At 71.6% G+C, this 22,718-nt stretch carries 20 protein-coding genes and 2 pseudogenes; 8 read left to right on the top strand and 14 right to left on the bottom strand.

All coding sequences use genetic code 11. From position 1 onward, the window contains the following. Positions 1-32: 32 nt before the first annotated feature. Positions 33-536, bottom strand: coding sequence for a redox-sensitive transcriptional activator SoxR (gene soxR, locus STRTU_RS28495; RefSeq protein WP_159747496.1), 504 nt, complete (start codon positions 534-536; stop codon positions 33-35). A gap of 197 nt (positions 537-733) precedes the next feature. Between soxR and STRTU_RS28490 the strand changes: the two genes are divergently transcribed. Then, positions 734-1,195 (top strand): MaoC family dehydratase, encoded by a 462-nt coding sequence (locus tag STRTU_RS28490; RefSeq protein WP_159747494.1) that lies wholly within the window; start codon positions 734-736, stop codon positions 1,193-1,195. Between the two features lie 74 nt (positions 1,196-1,269). On the opposite strand, the gene STRTU_RS28485 is transcribed toward STRTU_RS28490, so the two are convergent. Together STRTU_RS28485 and STRTU_RS28480 are read right to left on the bottom strand one after the other, a co-directional pair. Continuing rightward, positions 1,270-1,899 carry a TetR/AcrR family transcriptional regulator gene (locus tag STRTU_RS28485; protein ID WP_159747492.1) on the bottom strand — a complete coding sequence of 210 codons (630 nt, stop codon included), beginning with the start codon at positions 1,897-1,899 and terminating at the stop codon, positions 1,270-1,272. A 157-nt stretch (positions 1,900-2,056) separates the two neighbouring features. Next, complete coding sequence (locus tag STRTU_RS28480) at positions 2,057-3,208, bottom strand: acyl-CoA dehydrogenase family protein (RefSeq protein ID WP_159747490.1); 1,152 nt, start codon at positions 3,206-3,208, stop codon at positions 2,057-2,059. Positions 3,209-3,282: 74 nt separating this feature from the next. Here STRTU_RS28480 and STRTU_RS28475 point away from each other — a divergent pair, with 74 nt between their 5' ends. Continuing rightward, positions 3,283-3,930 (top strand): TetR/AcrR family transcriptional regulator, encoded by a 648-nt coding sequence (locus STRTU_RS28475; RefSeq protein WP_159747488.1) that lies wholly within the window; start codon positions 3,283-3,285, stop codon positions 3,928-3,930. A 91-nt stretch (positions 3,931-4,021) separates the two neighbouring features. Here the strand turns inward: STRTU_RS28475 and STRTU_RS28470 are convergent. The 5 genes and pseudogenes from STRTU_RS28470 to STRTU_RS28450 all read right to left on the bottom strand — a co-directional run. Beyond that, a pseudogene (locus tag STRTU_RS28470) lies at positions 4,022-5,103 on the bottom strand (zinc-binding dehydrogenase). A gap of 76 nt (positions 5,104-5,179) precedes the next feature. Further along, positions 5,180-6,577 carry an aldehyde dehydrogenase family protein gene (locus STRTU_RS28465; protein ID WP_159747486.1) on the bottom strand — a complete coding sequence of 466 codons (1,398 nt, stop codon included), beginning with the start codon at positions 6,575-6,577 and terminating at the stop codon, positions 5,180-5,182. Positions 6,578-7,189: 612 nt separating this feature from the next. After that, the gene (locus STRTU_RS28460; RefSeq protein WP_159747484.1) at positions 7,190-8,554 is read right to left on the bottom strand and encodes an MFS transporter; all 1,365 of its coding nucleotides are present in this window, start codon (positions 8,552-8,554) and stop codon (positions 7,190-7,192) included. A 14-nt stretch (positions 8,555-8,568) separates the two neighbouring features. Beyond that, entirely contained in the window at positions 8,569-10,044 is a 1,476-nt protein-coding gene (locus STRTU_RS28455) for a CitMHS family transporter (RefSeq protein ID WP_159747481.1), read from the bottom strand. A 193-nt stretch (positions 10,045-10,237) separates the two neighbouring features. After that, a pseudogene (locus STRTU_RS28450) lies at positions 10,238-10,462 on the bottom strand (TetR/AcrR family transcriptional regulator); the annotation flags it as partial. A 293-nt stretch (positions 10,463-10,755) separates the two neighbouring features. On the opposite strand from STRTU_RS28450, the gene hmgA reads away from it, so the two are divergent. The 3 genes from hmgA (at position 10,756) to STRTU_RS28435 (ending at position 14,648) form a co-directional block, all read left to right on the top strand. Next, positions 10,756-12,081 carry a homogentisate 1,2-dioxygenase gene (gene hmgA / locus STRTU_RS28445; protein WP_159747479.1) on the top strand — a complete coding sequence of 442 codons (1,326 nt, stop codon included), beginning with the start codon at positions 10,756-10,758 and terminating at the stop codon, positions 12,079-12,081. A 16-nt stretch (positions 12,082-12,097) separates the two neighbouring features. Next, positions 12,098-12,844 (top strand): GntR family transcriptional regulator, encoded by a 747-nt coding sequence (locus STRTU_RS28440; protein WP_159747477.1) that lies wholly within the window; start codon positions 12,098-12,100, stop codon positions 12,842-12,844. A 553-nt stretch (positions 12,845-13,397) separates the two neighbouring features. Next, entirely contained in the window at positions 13,398-14,648 is a 1,251-nt protein-coding gene (locus STRTU_RS28435; RefSeq protein WP_159747475.1) for a type ISP restriction/modification enzyme, read from the top strand. A 292-nt stretch (positions 14,649-14,940) separates the two neighbouring features. Here STRTU_RS28435 and STRTU_RS28430 read toward each other — a convergent pair whose 3' ends face one another. The 3 genes from STRTU_RS28430 to STRTU_RS28420 form a co-directional block, all read right to left on the bottom strand. Further along, positions 14,941-15,204 carry a hypothetical protein gene (locus STRTU_RS28430; protein WP_159747473.1) on the bottom strand — a complete coding sequence of 88 codons (264 nt, stop codon included), beginning with the start codon at positions 15,202-15,204 and terminating at the stop codon, positions 14,941-14,943. 272 nt (positions 15,205-15,476) lie between these two features. Further along, a complete protein-coding gene (locus STRTU_RS28425; RefSeq protein ID WP_159747472.1) occupies positions 15,477-16,283 on the bottom strand; it encodes an SGNH/GDSL hydrolase family protein in 807 nt (268 codons plus the stop codon). A 240-nt stretch (positions 16,284-16,523) separates the two neighbouring features. Beyond that, positions 16,524-17,234 (bottom strand): YoaK family protein, encoded by a 711-nt coding sequence (locus STRTU_RS28420; protein ID WP_159747471.1) that lies wholly within the window; start codon positions 17,232-17,234, stop codon positions 16,524-16,526. Positions 17,235-17,448: 214 nt separating this feature from the next. On the opposite strand from STRTU_RS28420, the gene STRTU_RS28415 reads away from it, so the two are divergent. From STRTU_RS28415 to STRTU_RS28405, 3 genes are all read left to right on the top strand, one after another. After that, the gene (locus STRTU_RS28415; protein WP_159747470.1) at positions 17,449-18,561 is read left to right on the top strand and encodes a DUF5925 domain-containing protein; all 1,113 of its coding nucleotides are present in this window, start codon (positions 17,449-17,451) and stop codon (positions 18,559-18,561) included. A gap of 96 nt (positions 18,562-18,657) precedes the next feature. Beyond that, positions 18,658-19,617 carry a LysR family transcriptional regulator gene (locus STRTU_RS28410; RefSeq protein ID WP_159747469.1) on the top strand — a complete coding sequence of 320 codons (960 nt, stop codon included), beginning with the start codon at positions 18,658-18,660 and terminating at the stop codon, positions 19,615-19,617. Between the two features lie 192 nt (positions 19,618-19,809). After that, a complete protein-coding gene (locus tag STRTU_RS28405) occupies positions 19,810-20,085 on the top strand; it encodes a hypothetical protein (protein WP_159747468.1) in 276 nt (91 codons plus the stop codon). A gap of 123 nt (positions 20,086-20,208) precedes the next feature. Here the strand turns inward: STRTU_RS28405 and STRTU_RS28400 are convergent, their stop codons facing one another. The 3 genes from STRTU_RS28400 to STRTU_RS28390 all read right to left on the bottom strand — a co-directional run bounded on the left by STRTU_RS28400 (position 20,209) and on the right by STRTU_RS28390 (position 22,529). Then, the gene (locus STRTU_RS28400; protein ID WP_159747467.1) at positions 20,209-21,168 is read right to left on the bottom strand and encodes a pirin family protein; all 960 of its coding nucleotides are present in this window, start codon (positions 21,166-21,168) and stop codon (positions 20,209-20,211) included. 70 nt (positions 21,169-21,238) lie between these two features. Next, entirely contained in the window at positions 21,239-22,015 is a 777-nt protein-coding gene (ddaH, locus tag STRTU_RS28395) for a dimethylargininase (RefSeq protein ID WP_159747466.1), read from the bottom strand. A 124-nt stretch (positions 22,016-22,139) separates the two neighbouring features. Further along, positions 22,140-22,529, bottom strand: coding sequence for a GntR family transcriptional regulator (locus STRTU_RS28390; RefSeq protein WP_159747465.1), 390 nt, complete (start codon positions 22,527-22,529; stop codon positions 22,140-22,142). Between the last annotated feature and the right edge of the window lie 189 nt (positions 22,530-22,718).

The raw sequence follows: 22,718 nt of genomic DNA, 5'->3' as shown, positions 1-22,718 counted from the left end.
CGTCCCGCCCCGGGGCGAGCGCGCCGCCGCGCTCAGCTCTCGCCGCCGGGCCCCTGCTCCCCCTCCGGGTCCTTGGTCCTCCGGTCGACCCGCAGCCGCCGCGCACCGGGCCCCTGCTCGCCGAGGCTGTCGTACGGATTGGACAGTGCGCAGGTCTCCAGCGAGAGGCAGCCGCAGCCGATGCAGTCGGTCAACCGGTCACGCAGCTCGACGAGTTGGCTGATCCGTTCGTCCAGCTCGGAGCGCCAGACCTCGGAGAGCCGGGCCCAGTCGGCGCGGTTGGGGGTGCGCTCGTCGGGCAGTTCCGCCAGCGCGTCGCGGATCACCGCGAGCGGGATGCCGACCCGCTGCGCCGCCCGCACGAAGGCGACCCGGCGCAGCGCGTCACGGCTGTAGCGGCGCTGGTTGCCCGCCGTCCGGGTGCTGCTGATCAGCCCCTTGGACTCGTAGAAGTGCAGCGCGGACACCGCGGCGCCACTGCGCGCGGAGAGCTGGCCGACGGAGAGTTCATGGACCTTGTACGGAAGCTGGGGCACCTTTCCACATTAGAGCCTGTCCGGGAGGCCCCGACGGCCCCCGGTCGGCCCCGGTGGGCCCGCGGCGCCCCGCCGGAGACGCTAGATCGTCCGGCCATTGACAGCGGATGCCCGCACCCGCATTCTGAGCAAGCGCTTAGTAAGCGTTCGGCCGATGCGCGCCGACGGCGGACGGACCCCGAGGAGGCAGACGGAAGATGGCAGAGCCCCGAGTGTTTGGATCGCTCGACGAACTGCGGGCCGCGGTCGGCGAGGAGCTGGGCACCAGCGACTGGCTGGAGATCGACCAGAAGCGGATCGATCTGTTCGCCGAGGCCACCGGCGATCACCAGTGGATCCATGTGGACCAGGAGAGGGCCGCGGACGGCCCGTTCGGCACGACCATCGCGCACGGCTATCTGACGCTGTCGCTGCTGCCCGCCCTCGTCCCGCAGCTGATGCGGGTCGACAACGTCAAGATGGGCATCAACTACGGCACCAACAAGGTCCGCTTCCCCGCCACCGTGCCGGTCGGCTCGCGGCTGCGCGCCACGGCCAGGATCGCGGAGGTGACCGAGGTATCCGGCGGCGTCCAGCTCACCACGGTCGTGACGGTCGAACGCGAGGGCGGCGACAAGCCGGTCTGCGTCGCGGAGACGGTCAGCCGCTTCTATCTGTAGGCGGTACGCGCAAGCCCTGCAGGCGGGGCGCGCGGGCCCTGTAGGCGGTACGCGCGGGCCCGCCATGGCCCGCGCTACGCCGTCGGCGCACCCACCATGCGCAGCACGAGGTCGGCATAGAGGGTGCCGACCTCGTCCGGGGTGCGCGGGCCGTCCGCGGTGAACCAGCGGGCGACGTCCACACACAGCGACAGCACCGCGAGGGTCGTGCCCGGCACATCGTCGGCCCGGAACTCCCCGCTGTCCGCGCCGTCCTGGATGATCTGCCGCAGCAACCGGTCGGTCCGGCGGCGCAGTCCGGCGATCTCGGTGTAGTGGCCGGGGCTCAGCGCCTGGAGTTCGTACTGGATGACCCGGGCGGTGGTGTGGTGCTCCGCGTGCCAGCGGGCGAAGGTGCGGACGGCGTCGCGGAGCCGCTCGGAGGCGCTGCCCCCGGCCTCGGCGGCGGCGCCCATGATGCGCAGCGCCTTTTCGTGGCCGATGCCGCTGATGCGGTAGAGCAGCTCTTCCTTGGTCTTGTAGTGGATGTAGAGGGCGGCCGGGCTCATACCGGCGCGGCCGGCGATGTCACGGGTGGTGGTGGCGTGGTAGCCGCGTTCGGCGAAGGCCTGCACGGCGGCGCTGACCAGCCGTCGCGCGGCGTCCGGGGTCACCCCGGCCCATTCCTCGTTCTCCTCTTTGGCCCGCTCCGCCGCCGCACCCATCGCGCACCCCGCTCCTCGACCCGCCAGGGACCCTCCTCTGACGGATCGAACACCATATCGCGCCGCTGAGCAAGCGCTTAGGGCGCGGCGGGGGTCCGGGGGCCTCGCCGTGAGCGTACGCGCCGTACGGGCGGGTCAGAAGCGGAGCAGAGACGGATCAGAAGGCGGAGACCCCCGTCAGCGCCCGCCCGATGACCAGCTTCTGTATCTGGCTGGTGCCCTCGTACAGGGTCATCACCCGTGCGTCCCGGAGCAACTTGCCGACCGGGTACTCGTCGATATAGCCATAGCCGCCGAACACCTGCAGGGCGTTGTTGGCGGAGCGGACCGCGGCCTCGGAGGCGAACAGCTTGGCCTGCGACGCCTCGGTGGCGAACGGCTCGCCGCGGTCGATCAGATCGGCGACCCGCCAGGTCAGCAGCCGCGCGGCCGCCACATCCACGGAGATATCGCTGATCAGCTCCTGGACCAGCTGATGCCGGGCGATGGGCTTGCCGAACTGCTCGCGCTCGCCCGCGTAGCCGAGCGCGGCGTCCAGGGCGGCCTGGGCGATGCCCACACAGCCGGCCGCGACCGACATCCGGCCCTTGGCGAGCGCGGACATCGCGACCGAGAAGCCCTTGCCCTCCGGACCCAGCATCGCGGCCGCCGGGACCCGTACGCCGTCCAGGACCAGCTCCGCGGTGGCCTGGCCGCGCAGCCCCAGCTTCCCGTGGATCTCCCGGCGCTCCAGACCGGGGCTGTCGGCCGGTACGAGGAAGGCGCTGATGCCCTGGTGGCCGGGGGCGCCGCCGGTGCGGGCGAAGAGCAGCACCAGATCGGCCCAGGTCCCGTTGGTGATGAACATCTTGGTGCCGTCGAGGACATAGCGGTCCCCGTCACGGACCGCGCGGGTGGCGAGGTTCGCCGCGTCCGAGCCGGTGCCCGGCTCCGTCAGGCCGAAGCAGCCGACCGCCTCGCCGGAGGTGAGCCGCGGCAGCCACGCCCGCTTCTGTTCCTCGTCGCCCCATGCCGCGAGGGTCTTCGCCACCAGCCCCAGGGAGACCGAGACGATGCCGCGTACGGAGGAGTCGCCGCGGCCCAGCTCCTCGGTGACCAGGGCGTAGGAGACGTGGTCGCCGCCCGAGCCGCCGTACTCCTCCGGGACGGTGAGCCCGAGGAAGCCGAGGTCGCCGAGCTTCTTCACGATGCCGCGGTCGACCTGTTCCGCGCGGTCCCAGGCGGTGGCATACGGGGCGATCTCGCGCTCGGTGAAGTCCTTGGCGAGCTGCCGTACCGCGGTCTGCTCCGCGCTGAGCTCCAGATTCATCTCGGGCCCCTTGTGGACGAGAACAGTTAATTAGCACTGCTAGTTTCCGCTCGGCAGCCTCTACTATGTGCGGCATGGCCCGACCCCGCAAGCCCCTTCTGAGCCGCGAACGCATCGTCTCCACGGCGCTGGCGCTCATCGACGCCGAGGGGCTGCAGGCGCTCTCCACCCGGCGTCTGGCGGCGGAGCTGGGCGTCAGCGGGCCGTCGCTCTACAACCACTTCACGACCAAGGACGAGATCCTCGACGCGGTGGCCGACACGGTCATCGCCGAGGTCGATGTGTCGACGTTCGCATCGGGCACGGACTGGCGCGCCGGGCTGCTCGACTGGGCCCGCTCCTACCGCGCGGCGCTCGCCGCCCATCCGCAGATCGTGCCGTTCCTCGCCCAGGGCCCCGGCCGCCGCCCGGCCGGCCTGAAGATGGCCGACGCGGCGTTCGGCGGGATGGTCGAGGCGGGCTGGCCCCCCGCCCAGGCCACCAGGGTCTGCGCCATGGTCCGCTACTTCGTGGCCGGCTCCGCACTCGGCTCGTTCGCCCGTGGTTTCGTCGACGACCCGAGCGCCTACGACCCCACCGACTACCCTCACCTGGGCCAGGCCCATCTGCTGGCGGAGCATCAACGCCAGGTGGACGAGGGCGCCTTCGAGACGGGGCTGCGGGCACTGGTGGACGGGCTGGCACTGCAGCACCCGGAACTCGCCCCGCCGGACGGCCGGTGACCGCGGCGCGGGGCGGGGCGGGCGGCTGCGGGCGTCAGCGCTTGGCGGGCTTCAGCCCTTGGCCGGACGGGATGCCCGGGATGCCAGCCCCCTAGAACACCACCAACGCCCGTCCCCCCTTCCCCGCCAGCATCGCGTCGAAGGCCGCAGGGATGCCGTCGAGGGCGATCCGGTCGGTGACCAGGGTGGAGAGGTCGAAGGCACCGGAGCGGATGTGGCGGGCGATGAGCGGGAGGTCGCGGGCGGGTCGGTGTTGCCGTAGACGCAGCCGGAGAGGGTGCGGCCGAAGTAGAAGAGTTCCAGGGCGGAGAAGGAGACCTGCTGGTCCTGGCCGCCGATGCCGACGACCGTGGTCCGGCCGCCGCGGCGGGTCGACGACCAGGCCGTACGGATGGTGTCGGCGCGGCCCACGCACTCCACGGCGACATCGGCACCCAGTCCGCCGGTGAGCTTGCGGATGCGCTTTGCGGTGTCGTCGCCCGCCACCACGAATTCGGTGGCCCCTGCCGAGCGGGCCAGCTCCTCCTTCTCCGGCGAGACATCCACGGCCACGATCGGACCGGCGCCCGCGATCCGCGCCGCCTGCAGCGTGGCCAGGCCCACCCCGCCCACGCCGAAGACCACGACCGACTCCCCCGTACGCACCCGGGCGCTGTGGTGCACCGCGCCCCATCCGGTGAGCACCGCGCAGCCGAGCAGCGCGGCATCGGCGAGCGGCACCCCCTCGGGCAGCGGCAGCGCGGCCCGTGCGGAGACCACGGTCTCCTCGGCGAACACGGCGGTGCCCAGGCCGGGGTAGAGCTCGGTGGCGTCGTCGGCCCGCTTGGCGTACGGGGCGTTCGCGGCGAGGCCGGAGTGGGCGCACAGCCAGGGCTCGGCCAGTCCGCAGAAGTGGCAGTCGCCGCAGGAGGGCGCCCAGTTGAGGACGACCTGGTCGCCGGGGGCCACCGTGGTCACGTCCGGGCCGACCGCGGTGACGGTGCCCGCGCCCTCGTGCCCGAGGACGGCCGGGGCGGGCTGGCGCAGCGTGCCGTTGGACAGGGACAGATCGGAGTGGCAGACCCCGGCGGCGGCGAGCCGGATACGGACCTGGCCGGGGCCCGGCTCGGGCAGCTCGATCTCGGTGATCTGCAAGGGGGCGTTGACGGCGGGCAGTACGGCGGCGCGGACCACAGGGACTCCTCGGTGCACAGGGCGGCGGGCGGGGGAAAGGGCGGGGGCGGCGGCCGCCCCCGCCGGGCCGGTCGGATCAGAACTGCAGGGACTTGGTCTGCAGGTATTCGGTCAGTCCGTGCGGGCCCAGCTCGCGGCCGATGCCGGACTGCTTGTAACCGCCGAACGGGGCGAGGGGGTTGAAGCGGCCGCCGTTGATGTCGACCTGCCCGGTGTGCAGACGGCGGGCGAAGGCGACCGCCGTGGCCTCGTCGGCCGCCCAGACCCCACCGGCCAGGCCGTAGACGGTGTCGTTGGCGATCCGGGCGGCGTCGTCCTCGTCCTCGTACGCCAGGATCGACAGGACGGGCCCGAAGATCTCCTCCTGGGCGATGGTCATCTCCGGGGTGACGTCCGCGAAGACGGTCGGTGCGACGTAGTAGCCCACCCCGGGGACGGGTGCCTCCGGGCCGCCCGCGACCACCCGTGCCCCCTCGGCGACGCCCTGCTCGATATAGCCGCGCACCCGGTCCCGCTGGGTGGCGTTGACCAACGGGCCGATCCTCTCGCCGGGTACGTACTTCGCGGCGGCCGCCGTCGCCAGCTCCACCGCCTCGGCGTAGTGATCCCGGTGGACCAGCATCCGGGTCCAGGCGCTACAGGTCTGACCGGAGTTGGCCATGACATTGGCGACACCGACCGCGACGGCCTTCCCCAGGTCGGCGCCGGGCAGGATGACATTGGCGGACTTGCCGCCCAGCTCCAGCGCCACCCGCTTGACCGCGGCGCCCGCGAGCGCACCGATCCGCTTGCCGACGGCCGTCGAGCCGGTGAAGGAGACCAGATCGACCCCCTCGTGCTCGGCGAGCGCCTGCCCGGCGACCGGGCCGAGGCCGGTGACGAGGTTGAAGACACCCGCGGGTATCCCGGCCGCGTCGACGCACTCCGCGAACAGCTGGGCGACCAGCGGGGTGTCCTCGGCGGGCTTGAGCACCACCGTGCAGCCGGCCGCGAGCGCCGGGGCGACCTTGGCGACGATCTGGTGGAGCGGATAGTTCCAGGGCGTGATCGCGCCGACCACACCGACCGGTTCGTGCAGCACGGTGGAGTTGCCGATGGTCTCCTCGAAGGCGTACGTACGGGCCAGTTCGGCGTACGAGCCGCAGACCGCGACCGGCACCCCGGCGTGCACCGCCGTACTGAAGGCGAGCGGCGAGCCGAGCTCGGCGGTGACCGTCTCGGCCACTTCTCCGGCGCGGGCGACGAGTTGGCCGTGCAGCGCGGCCAGCCGGTCCGCCCGCTCCCCCGGCGGGGTGGCGGCCCAGCCCGGCAGGGCGGCACGGGCAGCCCGCACGGCGACGTCCACGTCCTGCGCGGAGCCGGCCGGGACGGTCGCGATCACCCGCCCGTCAGCCGGGTTGACGACCTCGATCGTCCCGTCGCCCTCGGCGGGCCGCCAGCTTCCGTCGATGTACATCGCGTCGTGCTGCTTCACGTCGTGGTCCTCTCGCGCCGGCTACTGGTCATCCCCAAACTAGCGACGGTAGTTTTCTGCCGCCAGAGCTCCCCGCCCCACACCGGGGTGACGGTCACCACGAGGGGCCGACCCGCACTTCGCCCGCCCCTTTGGTACCGACTCCGCAAACATATACATCCGAGGTTCCTATGCCCCCGCACCGCTTACGCCACCTCTTACGCCACCTCGCCCCGCTCGGCGCCGCCGCAGCCTTACTCCTGTCCGGCTGCGCCGACGATGCGAAAAAGGAGACGCCGGAACAGGGAGCGCAGAAGACCTCAGCGCCGGACAGCGGCAGGCCCTGGGAGCCCGACGATGCCATGCAACGCGCGGAACGGGCTTTGGACGCCTATGACAACGACGGCAGCGATCCGCGACGCGCCGACTCCGGGTCCGCGCATATCGCGAGCGGAGTCCACAAGACGTTCCGGGCGCCGGGGAAGCGGTGGTACCGCCTCGACATCACCTGCGACACCAGGGGCGTTGAGGAACTCACCCTCACACTGACGCGCGGCGACGCGGAGCAGGCTTACGGAATCGGCTGCGGGGACCGTGAGGCCGATCAGTTCAACATCCCTCCGGGCGGCCCGTTCACGGCCCGCGTCGACACGGTGCGCAACGGCACGGGCCTCGTCCTGTGGCGCCTGAACACCGTCTCTCCGGGCGAGGTGGACGGGTGTGATGACGACATCGACGGATGCGACGGCGGGGACGGCGGCGGCTGAACCATGAACTGCCCCTGCCTGCGGTGCCACCTCCCCGCCCCCGTCCCGTACGGGCCGCCATCACGGCGGAGGCCACCAACAGCCCGCCGAGCAGCGCGAAGGGCGCGGCCGTGCCCGCGACACCGGCGAGGAGGCCCGCACCGGCCGGGGCGGCGACCTGGCCGAGGCGGTTGCCGGTCAGGCGGAGCGCCAGCGCCGTACTGCGGGCACGTTCGGGGGCGGCCTGTACGACCGTCGTCATCGACAGCGGCTGGCCGACGCCGAGACAGAAGCCGAGGGCGAGCAGCATCGCGGCCAGCGCCCACACCGGCACCGGCAGCACCAGACCGCCGCACAGCACACCGGCCGACGCACAGCTGGCGGCCATCAGCGCGGTGCGCCCCAGCCAGCGGATCATCGGCGTCATCACCAGTCGGCAGGCGATGGTGGCCGCGGCCCGCAGGCTGAGCAGCAGGCCGATGGTGGTGGGGGCGATGGCGCGGTCCTCGCCGATGACGGGGAGGTAGGCGGTAAGGACGTCGGTCGCCGAGAGCACGGCCAGGCTCATGAAGATGCCGGACGGTACGCCCCGGGTCCGCAGGATGCCGCGGACCGGGACCGGGGGTCCGGCAGCCGGGGCCGGGGCGCCGGACGGGACGGTGCGGGCGCGCTGTTCGAGGCGCCAGAGGGAGGCGTACGAGACGGCGGCGACGGCGCCGGAGACCAGCAGGGCGGTGGCGCTCGTCGGAGCCATCCGGCCGTCGTGTTCGGAGATGACGAGCCCGGCGGCGACCGGGCCGATCAGCTGGCCGAGGGAGGCGCCGATGGTGAAGTGGCCGAAGTTGCGGTCGCGGTCCTCGGGCGCGCTGCGGCGGGCGACGATCGACTGGGCGCCGATGACGAAGCAGAGGTGCCCCAGTCCCATCACCCCGCTCCAGGCGGCCATCGCGGGCAGCGATCCGGCCAGCCCGCTGAGCGCGCACCCGCCGCTGATCAGCGCCACCCCTGCCACCAGCAGCGGGGCACAGCGGCCCTGGTCGGTACGGCGGCCGAGCGGGACGGCGACGAGCAGCGGCAGCAGGGCGTAGACGGCCGTGATCACGCCAACGGCACGCTCGTCGGCGCCCAGAGCGAGGGCCCGGTAGGAGACGGCCGGCCTGGCCATGCTCACCGCTCCCTGCGCGAAGGAGAAGGTGAGGACCAGGCGCAGCAGCCATCCCCTGCCGGGCCTCCGGGTGTTGGTGGCGGTCATGCCGGGCGCGCGCCTCAGATGATGCCGAAGAGCACACCGGCGCACAGGACCACCAGGGAGGTCAGTGCGGCCCATTTGACGGTGAACTTGGTGTGGTCGCCGAACTCGACCTTGGCCATGCCGACGAGGACGTAGACGGCGGGGACCAGCGGGCTGGACATGTGCAGGGCCTGTCCGACGAGGGAGGCGCGGGCGATCTCGATGGGCGCGACCCCGTGGGCGGCGCCGGCCTCGGCGAGGATCGGGACGATGCCGAAGTAGAAGCCGTCGTTGGACATGAAGTAGGTCAGCGGGATGCTGAGGATTCCGGTGACGATGCCCATGTGCGGGCCGAGCGCGTCGGGGATGCCGCTGACCAGCCAGCGCGCCATGTGCTCGACCATGCCGGTGCCGGTGAGCACGCCGGTGAAGACGGCGGCGGCGAAGACCATGCCGGAGACGTTGAGCACGTTCTCGGCGTGCGCGGCGACCCGGGCCTTCTGGTCCTTCATGTGCGGGAAGTTGACGGTGAGGGCGAGGGCCGCGCCCAGGAGGAAAAGGACCGGGATCGGCAGAACCTGGAGGATCAGCAGGGTGAGCAGCGCGAGGGTGAGCGCGGCGTTGAACCAGTACAGCTTGGGGCGCAGGGTGGCGCGCTGCGGGTCCAGCACCTGGAGGCCGTCGTCATCGCCGGCCTGCACTTCGGAGCCGGTGGCCGGGGCGTCATCAGAGCCGGTGGCCGGCTCATCGTCGGAGCCGGTGCCCGCGCCGCCGGTGGTGGGCCGCGCATCGGCCGGGGTGCGGCCGGTGCCGCCGGAGCCCGCGCCGACCAGGACCTCTTCGGTCTCCTTCTCGGGCACGGCCTCGGTCACCAGCCCGGTGTCGCCGAGCGTCAGGACACCGAGCCGCTTGCGCTCACGCCGGCCGAGGACATACGCGAGGGCGAAGACCGCGACCAGGCCGACGGCCAGGGCGGGGATCATCGGGACGAAGATGTCCCCGGCGTCGAGCTTGAGCGCGGTGGCCGCGCGGGCCGTGGGGCCGCCCCAGGGAAGGGTGTTCATCACGCCGTTGGCGGTGGCGGCGACACCGGTCATCACCACGAGGCTCATCTTCAGCCGCTTGTAGAGCGGGTAGAGCGCCGAGACAGTGATCATGAAGGTGGTGGAGCCGTCGCCGTCGAGCGAGACGATCGCGGCGAGCAGCGCCGTGCCGACCACCACCCGCACCGGGTCGGCCTTGCAGAACTTGAGGATGCCGCGGACGATCGGGTCGAAGAGACCGACGTCGATCATCACCCCGAAGTAGATGATGGCGAACATCAGCATCGCGGCAGTGGGGGCCAGGTCACCGATGCCCTTGAGGACGTAGTCGCCCAGGTGCGCGCCCTGTCCGACCAGGACGCAGAACAGCGCGGGAATCAGCACCAGCGCGGCCATCGGTGACATCTTCTTCATCATGATCAGCGCCAGGAAGGCGGCGATCATGACAAATCCGAGGATTGTCAGCATTGGGGGTTACCTCACGTTCGCCCTTGAACATCTGCCGGGGGTGGCGGTTCAGGTGACGGTAGGTCCCGCAAAGTTTTGTTAACAAGGTCTTGACGCGCGAGCAATACGAGCAAAACCCCAGGTCAATAGGGATCTCACCGGACGGGCATGCGCAGAACCGGCACACCGGACCGGCACCGCCCGCCGCCGGCTCTCACTCCTCCCCGGCGCCCGCCCCGTCCAGATAGCGCGCCAGATAGGCCCGCAGCAGCAGCTTGGTCTCGGCGACGAGCGCCGGGTCACCGGCCGGATCCGTACGGAAGGCGAGCTGGAGCAGCGCATCGGCCGTCTCGACGCCGACCAGGAAGGCGGTGCGCAGCCGTTCGTCGGCGGCGTCCAGCCCGAGCGGCCCGGCGAAGAGGGCCAGCAGCGGGGGCGCGGCGCTGCTGGACGGGGGCGCGGCGGAGGGGGTGAGACGGCAGGTCCGGTCGGGACGGCGGGTCCGGTCGGGGAGTGGGGGCCGGTCGGGGAGTCGGGTCGGGGCGTGGGGGCCGGTCGGGGAGTCGGGTCGGGGCGTGGGGGCGGCTGCTGCACCCGACCATCCTGCCCGCCGCCGGGCCGGCGGTGCACGGGCGCAGCGATCCGGCCGACGCGGCCGGGACTGTCCATTGACGCCCCCTCACCGCAATCCTAAGGTCCTGCATAGGATTCCTTGAGCGGCGGGAGCACGCGATGGCAGGCACGGGCAACGAGCAGGCGAGGAAGACGGCCGAGGGGCTGGCGTACCACACCGGCTTCGGCAACGAGCACAGCTCGGAGGCCGTCCCGGGCGCACTGCCGCTGGGCCGCAACTCCCCCCAGCGCGCCCCGCTCGGCCTGTATGCCGAGCAGCTCAGCGGCTCCGCGTTCACCGAACCCCGCGACCACAACCACCGCTCCTGGCTCTACCGCATCCGCCCCTCGGCCGCGCATCCCCCCTACGTCCGGGCCGAACAGCACGCCGTCCGCTCGGCGCCGTTCACCGACTGCGCCCCCGACCCCAACCGGCTGCGCTGGAACCCGCTGCCCGAGCCCACCGGCCCGGCCGACTTCCTGGACGGCCTGTGGACCCTGGGCGGCAACGGCGACGCCACCCAGCGCACCGGTATGGCCGTCCACCTCTACTACGCCAACACCTCCATGGACCGGCGGGTGTTCGGCAACGCGGACGGCGAGCTGCTGATCGTGCCGGAACAGGGCGGGCTGCTGCTGCGCACCGAACTCGGCCTGCTGCACGCCGCACCGGGCGAGGTGGCGCTGATCCCGCGCGGCGTCCGCTTCCGCGTCGAGCTGCTGGACGCCACCGCCCGCGGCTATGTCTGCGAGAACTACGGCCGGCCCTTCCAGCTCCCCGACCTCGGCCCGATCGGCGCCAACGGCCTGGCCAACGCCAGGGACTTCCGTGCCCCGATCGCCGCCTACGAGGACGTCGAGGGCCCCGTCGAGGTCGTCAACAAGTTCTGCGGCAACCTCTGGACGGCCACCTACGACCACTCCCCCCTGGACGTCGTCGCCTGGCACGGCAACCACGTCCCCTACGTCTACGACCTGCGCCGCTTCAATGTCATCGGCTCGATCAGCTACGACCACCCCGACCCGTCCATCTTCACCGTGCTCACCTCCCCCTCCGACACCCCGGGGCTGGCGGGCGTGGACTTCGTGGTCTTCGCGCCGCGCTGGCTGGTCGGCGAGGACACCTTCCGGCCGCCGTATTTCCACCGCAATGTGATGACCGAGTACATGGGCCTGATCGAAGGGGCCTACGACGCCAAGGCCGAGGGCTTCGTGCCCGGCGGCGGCTCGCTGCACAACATGATGTCGGCGCACGGCCCCGACCAGGAGACCTTCGAGAAGGCGAGCGCCGCCGAGCTGGCACCGCAGAAGATCGACGACGGCCTGGCCTTCATGTTCGAGACCCGCTGGCCGCTGACCCTCACCGAACAGGCCCGGGACGCCGGCCATCTGCAGCGCGGCTACGACGACGTATGGCAGGGTCTCCAGCGCCACTTCCGCCCGTGACACCGGGGAACGCCTCGTGACCACCTTCGCTCCCGACTCGCTCGCCCTGAACCGCAAACTGCCGCTCTGGTATCAGGTCTCGCAGTCGTTGCGCGCCTCCATACTGGGCCGCTCCCCGGAGGCGCCGCTACGGCTGCCCACCGAGGACGCGCTCGCCGTGCACTACGGCGTCAGCGTGCTGACCATGCGCCAAGCCCTCAAGGAGCTGGAGACGGAGGGCCTGATCAGCCGGCACCGGCGCCGCGGCACCTTCATCGAACCGAGCGCCCAACGCGGTGCACCGGTGCGGCTGCTGGGTTCCGTGGACGCGATCGTGGCCCAGCAGTCCGGGATGCGCACCGAGCTGCTGGAGCACGGCCCCACCGCGCTCCCGCCCGAACTGGCGGAGTTCTACCCGGAGTTGACGGAAGTGACTGCCTTCCGCCGACTGCGCAGCGACGAGGAGACCGGCGAGCCGACCAACCACGCGTGGAACTACGTCCACCCCGACATCGCCGCGGCGATCGACCCGGCGGATCTGCTGCGCTGGCCGATGACGAAGGTGCTACGGAACGCGGTCGGCGTCCGCATCAGCCGGATCACGGACACCGTCGAGGCCCGGCTGGCCGACCCGGAAACCGCCCGCCTCCTGGACATCCCGCTGCTCAGCCCGATCCTGCATTACACGGGCGTGAGCTACGACGAGGACGGGCGCGCGGTCGATGTCGCGCGGATTCATTATCGGGGGGATCGCTTTTCCTTCACGGTGACGCTTGACGCGTAGCTTCCCACGTTTTCGGCCTTCCCGCCGTGGTGGTAGCTCGCCGTTTGTTGCCCGCTTCGCGGTGCACCCGCCGTTGCGCCTGCGGCGGGCCGGTCCGCTGCGCGGGGCTGTCGGGTGCGGTGACGGGCCTCCGGGGCAGGGGGGTGGGACTGCTTCGCTTTACGTCCCACACCCCTACCCCTCCGGCCCGTCACCTCCCGTGGAGTGGGTGGAAAAACCCTGGTGGGACTGCACGCCGGTGGTCCACCACTCCTCGCGCGAAGCAGGAGAGAAACGTCCTACGGACGCCCGCCCCCACCCACCTGCACTCACTCCCCCAACGGGAGGGGACGGGCCGGAGGGGCCTGGTGTGTGGACGTAAAGCGAAGCAGTCCACACACCAGGCCCCGGAGGACCGTCACCGCACCCAACAACCACCCGCCCGCCGCAGGCGCAACGGCGAGAAACCCACACGGCGAGACGGACAAAAACGTGGGGAAAAAGGCAAAGCGCAGCGAAACGTGGGAGTGGATACCATGCCAGGGTCGACCGAACGGTTCGGGAGGGGCCTCGCGTGACCGCGAAGCAGGACGTGCCACGGCTGTCCGAGCTCATGCCGTGGTCCGTGGCGCCGTTGCGGCTCGGGCGGTCCTGGGTGCGGGCGCCGGATCCGGGCACGCTGCGGGCCCGTTGGGCGGCGCTGGTGGCCGCCGAGGACGCGGCGGAGCGTGAGCGGCTGTTCCGGCCGTCCCGGGCCCGGTCGCTGCACTCCGCCGTCGGCCAGCTGCCGGGCCAGGCCACCCCGACGGGGCGGCTGTACCGGGCGAGCGGCCCGTGCCCGGAACCGGTGCGGATCCTGCACGGACCGTTCGACCAGCAGTGGCTGCTGCCCGATCACCGGCTGATCGACGGCGCCCGCCCGGAGCTGTGGCGGGTCGCGGACGCGCAGCAGCTGTTCGCGGTCGAGTGGGGGCAGGTGCCGCAGCAGCCCGGCCCCGCCGTGCTCTGCTCGGCGCTGCTGCCGGACGGCCGGTCACCGGCCGGCCGCCCCGGACGGATCCACCCCCTCTACCGTCGGCCCGGCGGGCGGGAGCCGAATATCGCCCCGGGCCTGCTCGCCCTGCTCGGCCGGCGCCTGGACCGCCCGGCGGGCCCGGCGGACCTGCTCGCCTGGCTCGCCGCGAGCGCCCACCACTCCCCCGACGGCTGCGCGGTCCCGCTCACCACCGAACCGGAGCTGTGGGACCGGGGCGTCGCACTGGGCGCACGGCTGCTGTGGCTCGGCACCCGGGGTGCCTATGCGCACGGAGCAGACGGCGGACAGGCGGGCGAGCGGCCCCGTATGCCGGGCGGGCGGCGCCCGTACGTGCGCGCCGCGCTCCCCGAGCACGGACTGCCCGAGGCTCTCGGCTACGACCCGGAGGAGGAGGCGCTGCTCCTCGGCAGCGGCCGGATCTCGCCGGTGCCGCCGGGCGCCTGGGACTTCCACGCGGGCGGCGTCCGGGTCCTGGAGGCGTGGTACGCCGAGCGCACCGGTGCCGGCGCGGAGCCCCCCGAGGCCGGTTCACTGGCCGCGCTGCGTCCCACCCGCTGGCCCCAGGAGTGGACCTCGGAGCTGCTGGAGCTGATCACCGTACTGGCCTTGATGGACGAACTCCGAGTCGAGTGCGAGGAGTTGAGGTGCCGGACTGCGGCCGCCGGGCAGCTGACGGCGGGTGAGCTCCGGGCGGCCGGTATCCTTCCGGCGCCGGTCTCCGCGCACCGCCCGGCCTCCGTGCTCGATCACCACGAGGAGGGGCCGGAAGGGCAGTTCGCGCTGCTGTGAGCGCCGGAAGTATCTGAGCGCGGCCCGCCGCGAGCCGGGAGCCGGGAGCCGCGAGCCCTACACGGCAAACCACCCGTCGCAGCACGAGCGACGGGTGGTGGGGAGTGCTGCAACCGGCCGGGTGGGGGACGGGGCCGGGCGAAGAAGTGAGCGGTTCACGGCACCTCGGGGCGAGGGTTCCGCCCCGGCGAGCACACCGGCGTACCGGGAGCGCCCCGGCCTGGTGAGTGACCGGACCGCGGTGCCGCGCCGGGACGGTGTGATCGCCCGAGAGGCCGCTTTCAGAAACGGGTCAGCCGTGCCCGCCGAACAGCGAGCGCCGCAGCCTGCGCAGCGGTGCGAACAGCGACACCCTGGCGCCACGGCCATTCCTCGTACGCGAGTGATCGCGCGCGGTGAGCTCCTGCATCAGTGACGTCGCACCCTCCACCTCTCGATGCGGGATGGCAGGACCACCCAGCACCGCGAGATGGCGGTCGAGACGCGCACTGGATGCGCCGCTCCCGCATGTGATGGCAGGGACTCGCGCCCTGCTACGCACTGTTATCTGTTCCATGACTCTCCCCACCCTATGAGGGCACCCGGCCCCGGGCAGGGTAACCCTATCTCTCTTGGAGGACACGCGTGCAGGCCGGTCACCGGATTCACCTGCCTCGCTCGGACATTGACGAACACCATACGGAATGTCACGTACACGGCGCGGATCAGGGCGAGTTGAGCAACCATCGGCTGTTGGCGCGGGTGGTGCGGGGCTCCTGACGGGCCGCCGGAACGCACAAGGAGAGACCGGGATCACGGCCTCTCCCCGGGCGTCCGGCGTACGGGTCGTCACGCAGCGGAGGCGAACACCGGCAGATAGCCGCCGGACTGGCCGGCGGCGGTGGGGTGGTAGGACTCCAGGACGGGGAAGGTCACGCTGTGCAGCCAGGCACTGCCGGAGCACAGTTCATGGCCGGAGAAGGTGGCGTTGACATCGGCGAAGGTGAAGCCGTGGTCGGCGGCCCGCTTGGCGGTGACGCCGTTGATGTGGTCGGCGGCGGCGTTGATCGCGGCCCGGGACTTCTCGGAGAGACCGGCGATACAGCTTCCGCTGAGCTTGTAGAAGCGCGGATAGCCCAGGACCACCACATGCGCGGCCGGGGCCTTCCGGGAGATCGCGTCGTACACCCCGTCGAGCCGGCCGGGCAGGGTGCTGTCGATGAAGGTCCTGGCCTGGGCGACGCGGGCCAGACAGGCGCTCTCACCCTGGAGCGCACAGGTCGTCATGGTGTCGGCGAATCCGGCGTCATTGCCGCCGATGCTGATGCTCACCAGGCCGGTGGAGCTGTTGAGCGGGGTGAGCTGACTGCTGAGAACATCACTCGTTCGGGCGCCCGAACAGGCGGTGAACCGGAAGGAAGAGGGGGAGTGCGCGGCGGCCCAGAGGGCGGGGTAGGACTTGGTGCTGCGCTTGCAGGAGCCGCTGGCACTGTCGTAGCTGCCGGCTCCGACACCGGAGGAGTAGGAGTCGCCGAGGGCAACATAGCCGGTGGCGGCGGGGAGTTGGGCGGACGCGGCGGCGCTCGCGCCGGTGAGCGCGAGCGCCGTGGTGACGAAGAAGGCGGACGTCAAGGCCGCATATCGGGACAGTCTCATGGAACCTCCCTTAGCAGGGGCTCTGCCCTATCTGTCGTAGCAAGACTCACGGGGTGCCGGAAGTGTCCATGCCAAAAGTTGTCTGCGGTTCACGGCAAATCTGCCGATGTGAGGGGATGTTCGCCGCCATGTCATTGCCCCGGCCCGCGCGACATACCGACGCCCCGGGGACGGGCCCCGGTCCGCACTCCCGCCCCGCACGGCCCTTGACGGGTCCTCGGCACCACCCCTCGCGCCGCCTCACTCCTCGGTCGGATGACGACGGCGGGCGAGGCCGGGCACGAGGAAGGCGGTGGCCGCGACGAATACGGCCACCAGCAGGAGCACCAGCGTCGGTCGGGTCCCCAGCGCAAGCAGCCCGGCCCCGAGGAGAGCGCCGGCGAACATCGAGGCGATCGAGAGCAGCCGGCGGCCGGCGGCATGGCTGCCGTACCCCAGCCGCGTATCGCGCCCCAACGGCGACGCGCTGACCAGGGCCGTCATCGCCCGGGTCTCCACGGTCGTGGTCAGGTCGGGCGGCGCGGCCCGCATGGCGGTGACATTGCGCATGCCCATCGCCACCGCCATCAGGCCGATGACGAGACCGCGCCGGCCCGGCGGCAGCCCCGGGACCGGACCCGACTCCCAGGCCGCCGCCGCGGCGGAGAGCAGCAGCGCCGCCTCCACGGTCAACCCCACCGGGAACCACTGGCGCTCCCGTGCTGCCAGCATCGACTCCATCCGCGCCCCGATGCCCGCGCCCAGCACGAAGGAGCCGAGCGAAATCACCGTCGTCAATACGGGGAGCCCGCCCTGCCCGGCGATACCGAAGCCGAGGAAGAGCAGATTGCCGGTCTGGGTGGCGGTGAAGACCTGACCGAGCGCCAGAAAACTGACGGCGTCGAGGATCCCGGTGGCCAGGGTCAGACAGACCATGACCACCGTCAGGGGGGTACCGCTCGGCGGCTCCACGGACGCGGCTCCTTCCGGCGGGCACCTCACCTCGCGGCACGTCCACCCAAGTCTCCGGACGGCGCGCCCGGCGAACCGTCATTGCGCCGTCTGTGGGCGACCCGTCACCACCCCGGCCTCCCGGGGGCCCAGCCCTCCGCCGCCACCCCCGCCTCCGGGGAATCGCCGGGATAATCCGTGTACGTGCCGGCCCGCCGTGACGGATCATGGCCGCATGTGTGCCGATCACGTCCAGCCGTCCGCCGCCGAGGAGTCCCTTCCGCTCCGGCTGACCATGGACGACAGCGATTCGCCCGCCGATGTCGTCGATGCGCTCTTCCTGGGCCGGTTCGCCCAGGGAGAGCAGCCGTACTCCCGCAGCCGGTCCATGGACCGGGTCCGGGCGGGGCTGACCCTGCTACCTCCGGGCGCCCGGATCCTGCGCTCGGCGAAGGACGAGGACCGCAGCGCCCTGCTCGCCGAGGGCGAGGGCTTCACCCTGCTGGTCTCCCGCTGGAACCGCGGCGCCGATGTGACGGTCACCGCCGTCACCGACGAGCTGGCCGAGAAGGTGCTGGGGCAGGCCGCGGACGGGGCGGAGGACGAACCGGAGCCACAGCCGGAGAACGTCCCGATGGGCTTCTGGTACTTCTCCCCGCGCCGCGGACCGCACCGCACCTCCCGCCAGATCTCGGCGGGCACCTGGGACGAGATCCGCCCCAACTACACGGCGCCGGTGGCCGAGGCGATGGACCAGCTGATGAAGGTGGCGCCCGAGGAGATCTCCGGCCGCCTGCTGTTGCTGCACGGCCCGCCCGGCACGGGCAAGACCTCCGCACTGCGCACCCTCGCCCGCTCCTGGCGCGACTGGTGCCAGGTGGACTGCGTCCTGGACCCGGAGCGGCTGTTCAACGACGTCGGCTATCTGATGGACATCGCCATCGGCGAGGACGACAGCACCGGCAAGGGCCGCTGGCGGCTACTCCTCCTGGAGGACTGCGACGAACTGATCCGCGGCGAGGCCAAACACGCCGCGGGCCAGGCCCTGTCACGTCTGCTCAATCTGACGGACGGCCTCCTGGGCCAGGGCCGCAACGTCCTGGTAGGCGTCACCACCAACGAGGACCTGGAACGGATGCACCCCGCCGTGGTCCGCCCCGGCCGCTGCCTGGCCCGCATCGAAGTCGGCCCACTGACCCGCACCGAAGCCACCCACTGGCTCGGCACGGACCAGGGCATCGGCCGCGAGGGCGCCTCGCTCGCCGAACTGTACGCACTGCGCCGCGGCACCCGCCCCGCGCAGGTCCCGTCCCAGGACTCGGGGGCGGATGCGGGGTTGTATCTGTGAGGTGCGGGTGAGTGGTGCGCAGCGGCCGGGAGGAACGGTGCGCGAACGAGGAAAGGCGATATGGAACCGATGTTCATCCGGCGATAGCTTTTCTCCATGACAGCAGACGACGAGGCATTCCGCTCGCGCACCCGTTCGAACGGAGGCGGCTCCGAGCCGAGCGTCCACCAACTTCGTCTGTTCCTGATATTGGCCAAGGAGTTACATTTCGGCAGGGCCGCCTCCAGGCTCTTCATGTCGCAGCCGGCATTCAGCAAGCAAATCGGCGTTCTGGAGCGGAGGTTGGGTATCCGACTGGTCGAACGCACCAGTCGTGCCGTAGAACTCACCCCGTCCGGGCAAGCCCTGTTGCCACAGGCTCGTGCCGTCACGGAAGCCATGGCCGACCTGCGCCATGTCGCCGAGGTGCAATCCCGTGAGAATTCCGGACGCATCGTGGTCGGCACACTCGCCGCCGAGCCGGCGATGCCCCACACCCGCTTCATCCTCGACGAACTGCACAAGCACCGGCCGCATTTGGCGATCGAGATGCGCAGCCTCAACTTCATCAATCAGTACGAGGCGCTCGCGAGTGGCGAGGTGGACGTGGCCTTCCTCCGCCCGCCCGCACCCTCCGGCATCCAGGCCCACCAGCTGACCGAAGAGCCTCGCCTGGTCTGCCTGCCGGACGACGATCCACTCGCCGTCCAGGAACGACTCTCCCTGGCCGACCTCTCCGATCGCACCATGGTCACCATGCCACCGGAGTCGCCCCAGGAGTGGCGGGACTTCTGGGCCATCGACCCACGCCCCAACGGAATTCCCATCCGATTCGGCCCGTTGGCCATCGACGTCGAGGGCGTGCTGCAGGCGATCGCACGAAAGCAGGCCATCGGCTTCCTCCCCGCCTCGGCTCGCGACTTCTACCCGCGTCCGGGAACCGTCTATCGAGATCTGGTGGACGCGCCACCGTGCACGATGGCTCTCACCTGGTTCGCCAGAAATCGCGATCGTCCCCATGTCGCCCTGATGCGAAAGATCGCGAGAGCCATCCCCCTTGGCTGGCCGGCCGGTTAGGCGATCAGCTGGCTCGATCGGGTACCGCGCAGGACTATTTCGCCCCCTGTTCGATGCCCTCCTGTCAGCCCCCCCATAACCCATCGTGCATCAATCCCGGCTGCTATGGAATTGCGGTTTCCTTGTGGCAGCAAAGCTGCGACCACCACACTCTGAAGAGTCATCAGAACCGCCAACACCAGGGGGAAGAACATGAGGCGTCATCGCATTACCGCCGGCCTTCTCGCGGCCCTCGCGCTCGCGGGGACCGTCGGCATGGGCACCACCCAGGCCTCAGCGGCACCTGCCCAGACGCCGCAGCAGGTCGCCCGGGCCCAGGCCGACGCGCCCCCCGGCTGGGTGCTGCGTGACAAGTACTGGACCCGCGGAGGATGCCTGGAGGCCGGGCAGGAGGGCGTCCAGCGCCACCACTGGGACGAATTCCAGTGCGCGAACGGCTGGTCATGGGTCCTGTGGACCAACCGCTGATCCCCGTGTCCGATCCGGTATCCGATACCGGATCAGCGGACGAGGGATGATCTCGCGCGGGCCCGGAGCACCAGCTCCGGGCCCGCGCTCTTTCCCTCGGCCGTCCGCCCTTCACCCCTCATCTCACCGCGCCCTCCCCCGCGGCTTCAGGGCCCCCGGGGGGAGTTCCGGGGCGGCGAGCCGGTCGCCGTCGTAGCCGTGGACGGTGCCGAAGCGGGAGCCCGTCATCCAGTCCGTACGGGCCTCCTCGATGTCCTGTTGGGAACGGCCCACGAAGTTCCACCACATGACGAGCTCCTCCTCGAAAGGTTCGCCGCCGAGGAGCATCAGGCTGCTGTCGGTGTCGGCGCGCAGGGGCAGTTCGCTGCGGCCGCAGCCGAGGTAGAGGAGGCTTCCGGGGGCCAGCCGGACGCCGTCGACCTCGCTCTCGCCGGAGATGGTGAGGGCCGCGTACTCGAAGTCGGGGTCGACGGGCAGGCGGGTGTCCGTGCCGGCGGTGAGGGTGAGGTCGGCGCCGACCAGTGGGGAGTAGGTGGTGCCGGGTGAGGTGGCGCCGTCCAGTTCGCCGAGGAGGACGGTGGCGGAGAGTCCGCCGCCGTTGAGCACCGGCAGGTCGGTGTGGTGCTCGAAGGCCGGGGCGGTGTCGCGGTGTGCGCCGGGGAGCGCCACCCAGAGCTGGGCGCCGTGCAGGAACGGGCCATGGCCGTGCGGTGATTCCTCGGAGTGGGCGATGGCCCGGCCGGACGTCATCAGGCCGAGTTCCCGTGGCCGTACGGTCTGCAGACTGCCGAGGCTGTCGCGGTGCAGCACCTCGCCCTCGTGCAGCCAGCTGACGGTTTGCAGGCCCATGTGCGGGTGCGGCGGCACCTGCATGCCGGGCTCGGCGGCGATGTCGTCGGGGCCATAGTGGTCGACGAAGCACCAGGCGCCGACCATGCGTCGGCCCAGGTTCGGCAGCAGTCTGCGGACGACCGTGCTCTCGCCGAGGGGTACCTGCTTGCCGGGCTGGACGTCGCGGACCGGGCCCGTGCGGCCGGTGCCGCCGCACAGGCCGGGCGCGGGTCTGAGTTCGAGGTTGCTCATGGCGCCACGATAGGCACCGTCGGCTGTGCGGTCCGGGCAGGCGCACGAGGTGCCGGGGGATGATGCCCCGTCATGCATACAGCTCGCGCAGCCGGACGGACAGGCAGGTCACACAGCCCTCCAGCTTCTCGAACTCGCTGATGTCCACGACGACCGGCTGATATCCCAGGTCGGCGAAGAGCTCCGCGCTCTTGGGGGCGGAGGCGGCCATCAGCAGCTTGCCGCCGCCGAGCAGTACGACATGGGCGCCGGACTCCTCGGGGACGGGCAGGAAGCGGGAGAAGGCGGCGGGGTCGTCCACCAGGGGCGGATGGCCGATGACGGTGCCGTCCGGGAGGGCGGTCACGGCGGATTTGAGATGCAGGACCCGGCTCACCGGTACGGCGACCACGCGGGCGCCCAACGGTTCGAAGGCGGCGCGGAGTTGGCGCACTCCTTCGGCGTTGGTGCGGCCGCCGCGGCCGACGTAGACGGTGTCGCCGACCTTGAGGATGTCGCCGCCGTCCAGGGTGCCCGGCGCGCGGATCTCGTTGACGGAGCAGCCGAGGGCCTCGACGGCGGTGCGGGCGTCCGGTATCTCGGGGCGGCGCTGTCCGGCGCCGGGGCGGGCGAGCAGTGCGACATTGCGGAACATGACCATGGTGTCCTCGACGAAGACCGCGTCGGGGCAGTCGTCGGCGGGGGCGACCTCGGTGGTGTGCCAGCCGTGGTCGCGGAGCACCTGGACGTAGGACTCCCACTGGCGCAGGGCGAGGGCGGGGTCCACCGGGCGCCGCTCGATATGGGTGACCAGCCCCTCGGCGAGGCGGGGACCGGGACGGCGGACGAGCGCCTGCTTGCTGGGCATGTGGTTCCTATCGCGAAGTGGAGTGGGGGTGGGTGTGGGGGTGGGCGTGGCGGCGGCTGGAGGGGCGGCGGTCCGGTGTCGGCCAGGCGGGCACGGCGCGGTCAGGCCGCCGCGCCCGGTGCGGTCAGGTGTCGGTTCCGTAGGTGGCGCGCAGGGCGTTCTCGACGGCGGCGAGGGCGGCAGGATGGTCCAGGCCGAGGCGCTGGGCGCGGCGGGCGTAGGTCTCGGCGGCCGCGGCGGCTTCCTTGTCCGCGGCCTCCCCGGCCGCCGCGATGAAGCTGCCGTTGCGGCCACGGGTCTCGATCACGCCGTCGGTCTCCAGGGCGCGGTACGCCTTGGCGACGGTGTTGGCGGCCAGGCCGAGCTCTTCGGCGAGGCCGCGGACGGTGGGGAGTTTGTAGCCGACCGGGAGGCCGCCGTCCCTGGCCTGGTCCGCGATCTGGGTGCGTACCTGCTCGAACGGTGCGGCGGCCGCGGCCGGATCGATGGTGAGGATCAAGGTCTGCGGGGACACGGTGGCGCTCCTGGTGCTGGTGGTGGGGCAGGCGGATGCGCGACGGCGCGTACCCCTGGGGTCCGGCCCCGGGATGCGTGCGCGTACGCGTACCCGTCGGTGCGCGTGTTTGTCGCATCCATTGTGCGCCAGGAGCGCCCGCGGTGAGGGGAGGTCTGCCCTCTCGGGAGGTGTCGGCCGGGAGGACAG

Origin of the sequence: Streptomyces tubercidicus, assembly GCF_027497495.1 — a bacterium.
Lineage (GTDB): Bacteria > Actinomycetota > Actinomycetes > Streptomycetales > Streptomycetaceae > Streptomyces > Streptomyces tubercidicus.
This window is presented reverse-complemented; position numbering and strand designations above follow the sequence as displayed.

Bases quoted from the DNA above. Each gene is read 5' to 3' on its own strand.
- STRTU_RS28490 (WP_159747494.1), top strand. From the start codon at position 734: ATGGCAGAGCCCCGAGTGTTTGGATCGCTCGACGAACTGCGGGCCGCG.
- STRTU_RS28485 (WP_159747492.1), bottom strand. From the start codon at position 1,899: ATGGGTGCGGCGGCGGAGCGGGCCAAAGAGGAGAACGAGGAATGGGCC.
- STRTU_RS28480 (WP_159747490.1), bottom strand. From the start codon at position 3,208: ATGAATCTGGAGCTCAGCGCGGAGCAGACCGCGGTACGGCAGCTCGCC.
- STRTU_RS28475 (WP_159747488.1), top strand. From the start codon at position 3,283: ATGGCCCGACCCCGCAAGCCCCTTCTGAGCCGCGAACGCATCGTCTCC.
- STRTU_RS28460 (WP_159747484.1), bottom strand. From the start codon at position 8,554: ATGACCGCCACCAACACCCGGAGGCCCGGCAGGGGATGGCTGCTGCGC.
- STRTU_RS28455 (WP_159747481.1), bottom strand. From the start codon at position 10,044: ATGCTGACAATCCTCGGATTTGTCATGATCGCCGCCTTCCTGGCGCTG.
- hmgA (WP_159747479.1), top strand. From the start codon at position 10,756: ATGGCAGGCACGGGCAACGAGCAGGCGAGGAAGACGGCCGAGGGGCTG.
- STRTU_RS28430 (WP_159747473.1), bottom strand. From the start codon at position 15,204: ATGGAACAGATAACAGTGCGTAGCAGGGCGCGAGTCCCTGCCATCACA.
- STRTU_RS28425 (WP_159747472.1), bottom strand. From the start codon at position 16,283: ATGAGACTGTCCCGATATGCGGCCTTGACGTCCGCCTTCTTCGTCACC.
- STRTU_RS28415 (WP_159747470.1), top strand. From the start codon at position 17,449: ATGTGTGCCGATCACGTCCAGCCGTCCGCCGCCGAGGAGTCCCTTCCG.
- STRTU_RS28410 (WP_159747469.1), top strand. From the start codon at position 18,658: ATGACAGCAGACGACGAGGCATTCCGCTCGCGCACCCGTTCGAACGGA.
- STRTU_RS28405 (WP_159747468.1), top strand. From the start codon at position 19,810: ATGAGGCGTCATCGCATTACCGCCGGCCTTCTCGCGGCCCTCGCGCTC.
- STRTU_RS28400 (WP_159747467.1), bottom strand. From the start codon at position 21,168: ATGAGCAACCTCGAACTCAGACCCGCGCCCGGCCTGTGCGGCGGCACC.
- ddaH (WP_159747466.1), bottom strand. From the start codon at position 22,015: ATGCCCAGCAAGCAGGCGCTCGTCCGCCGTCCCGGTCCCCGCCTCGCC.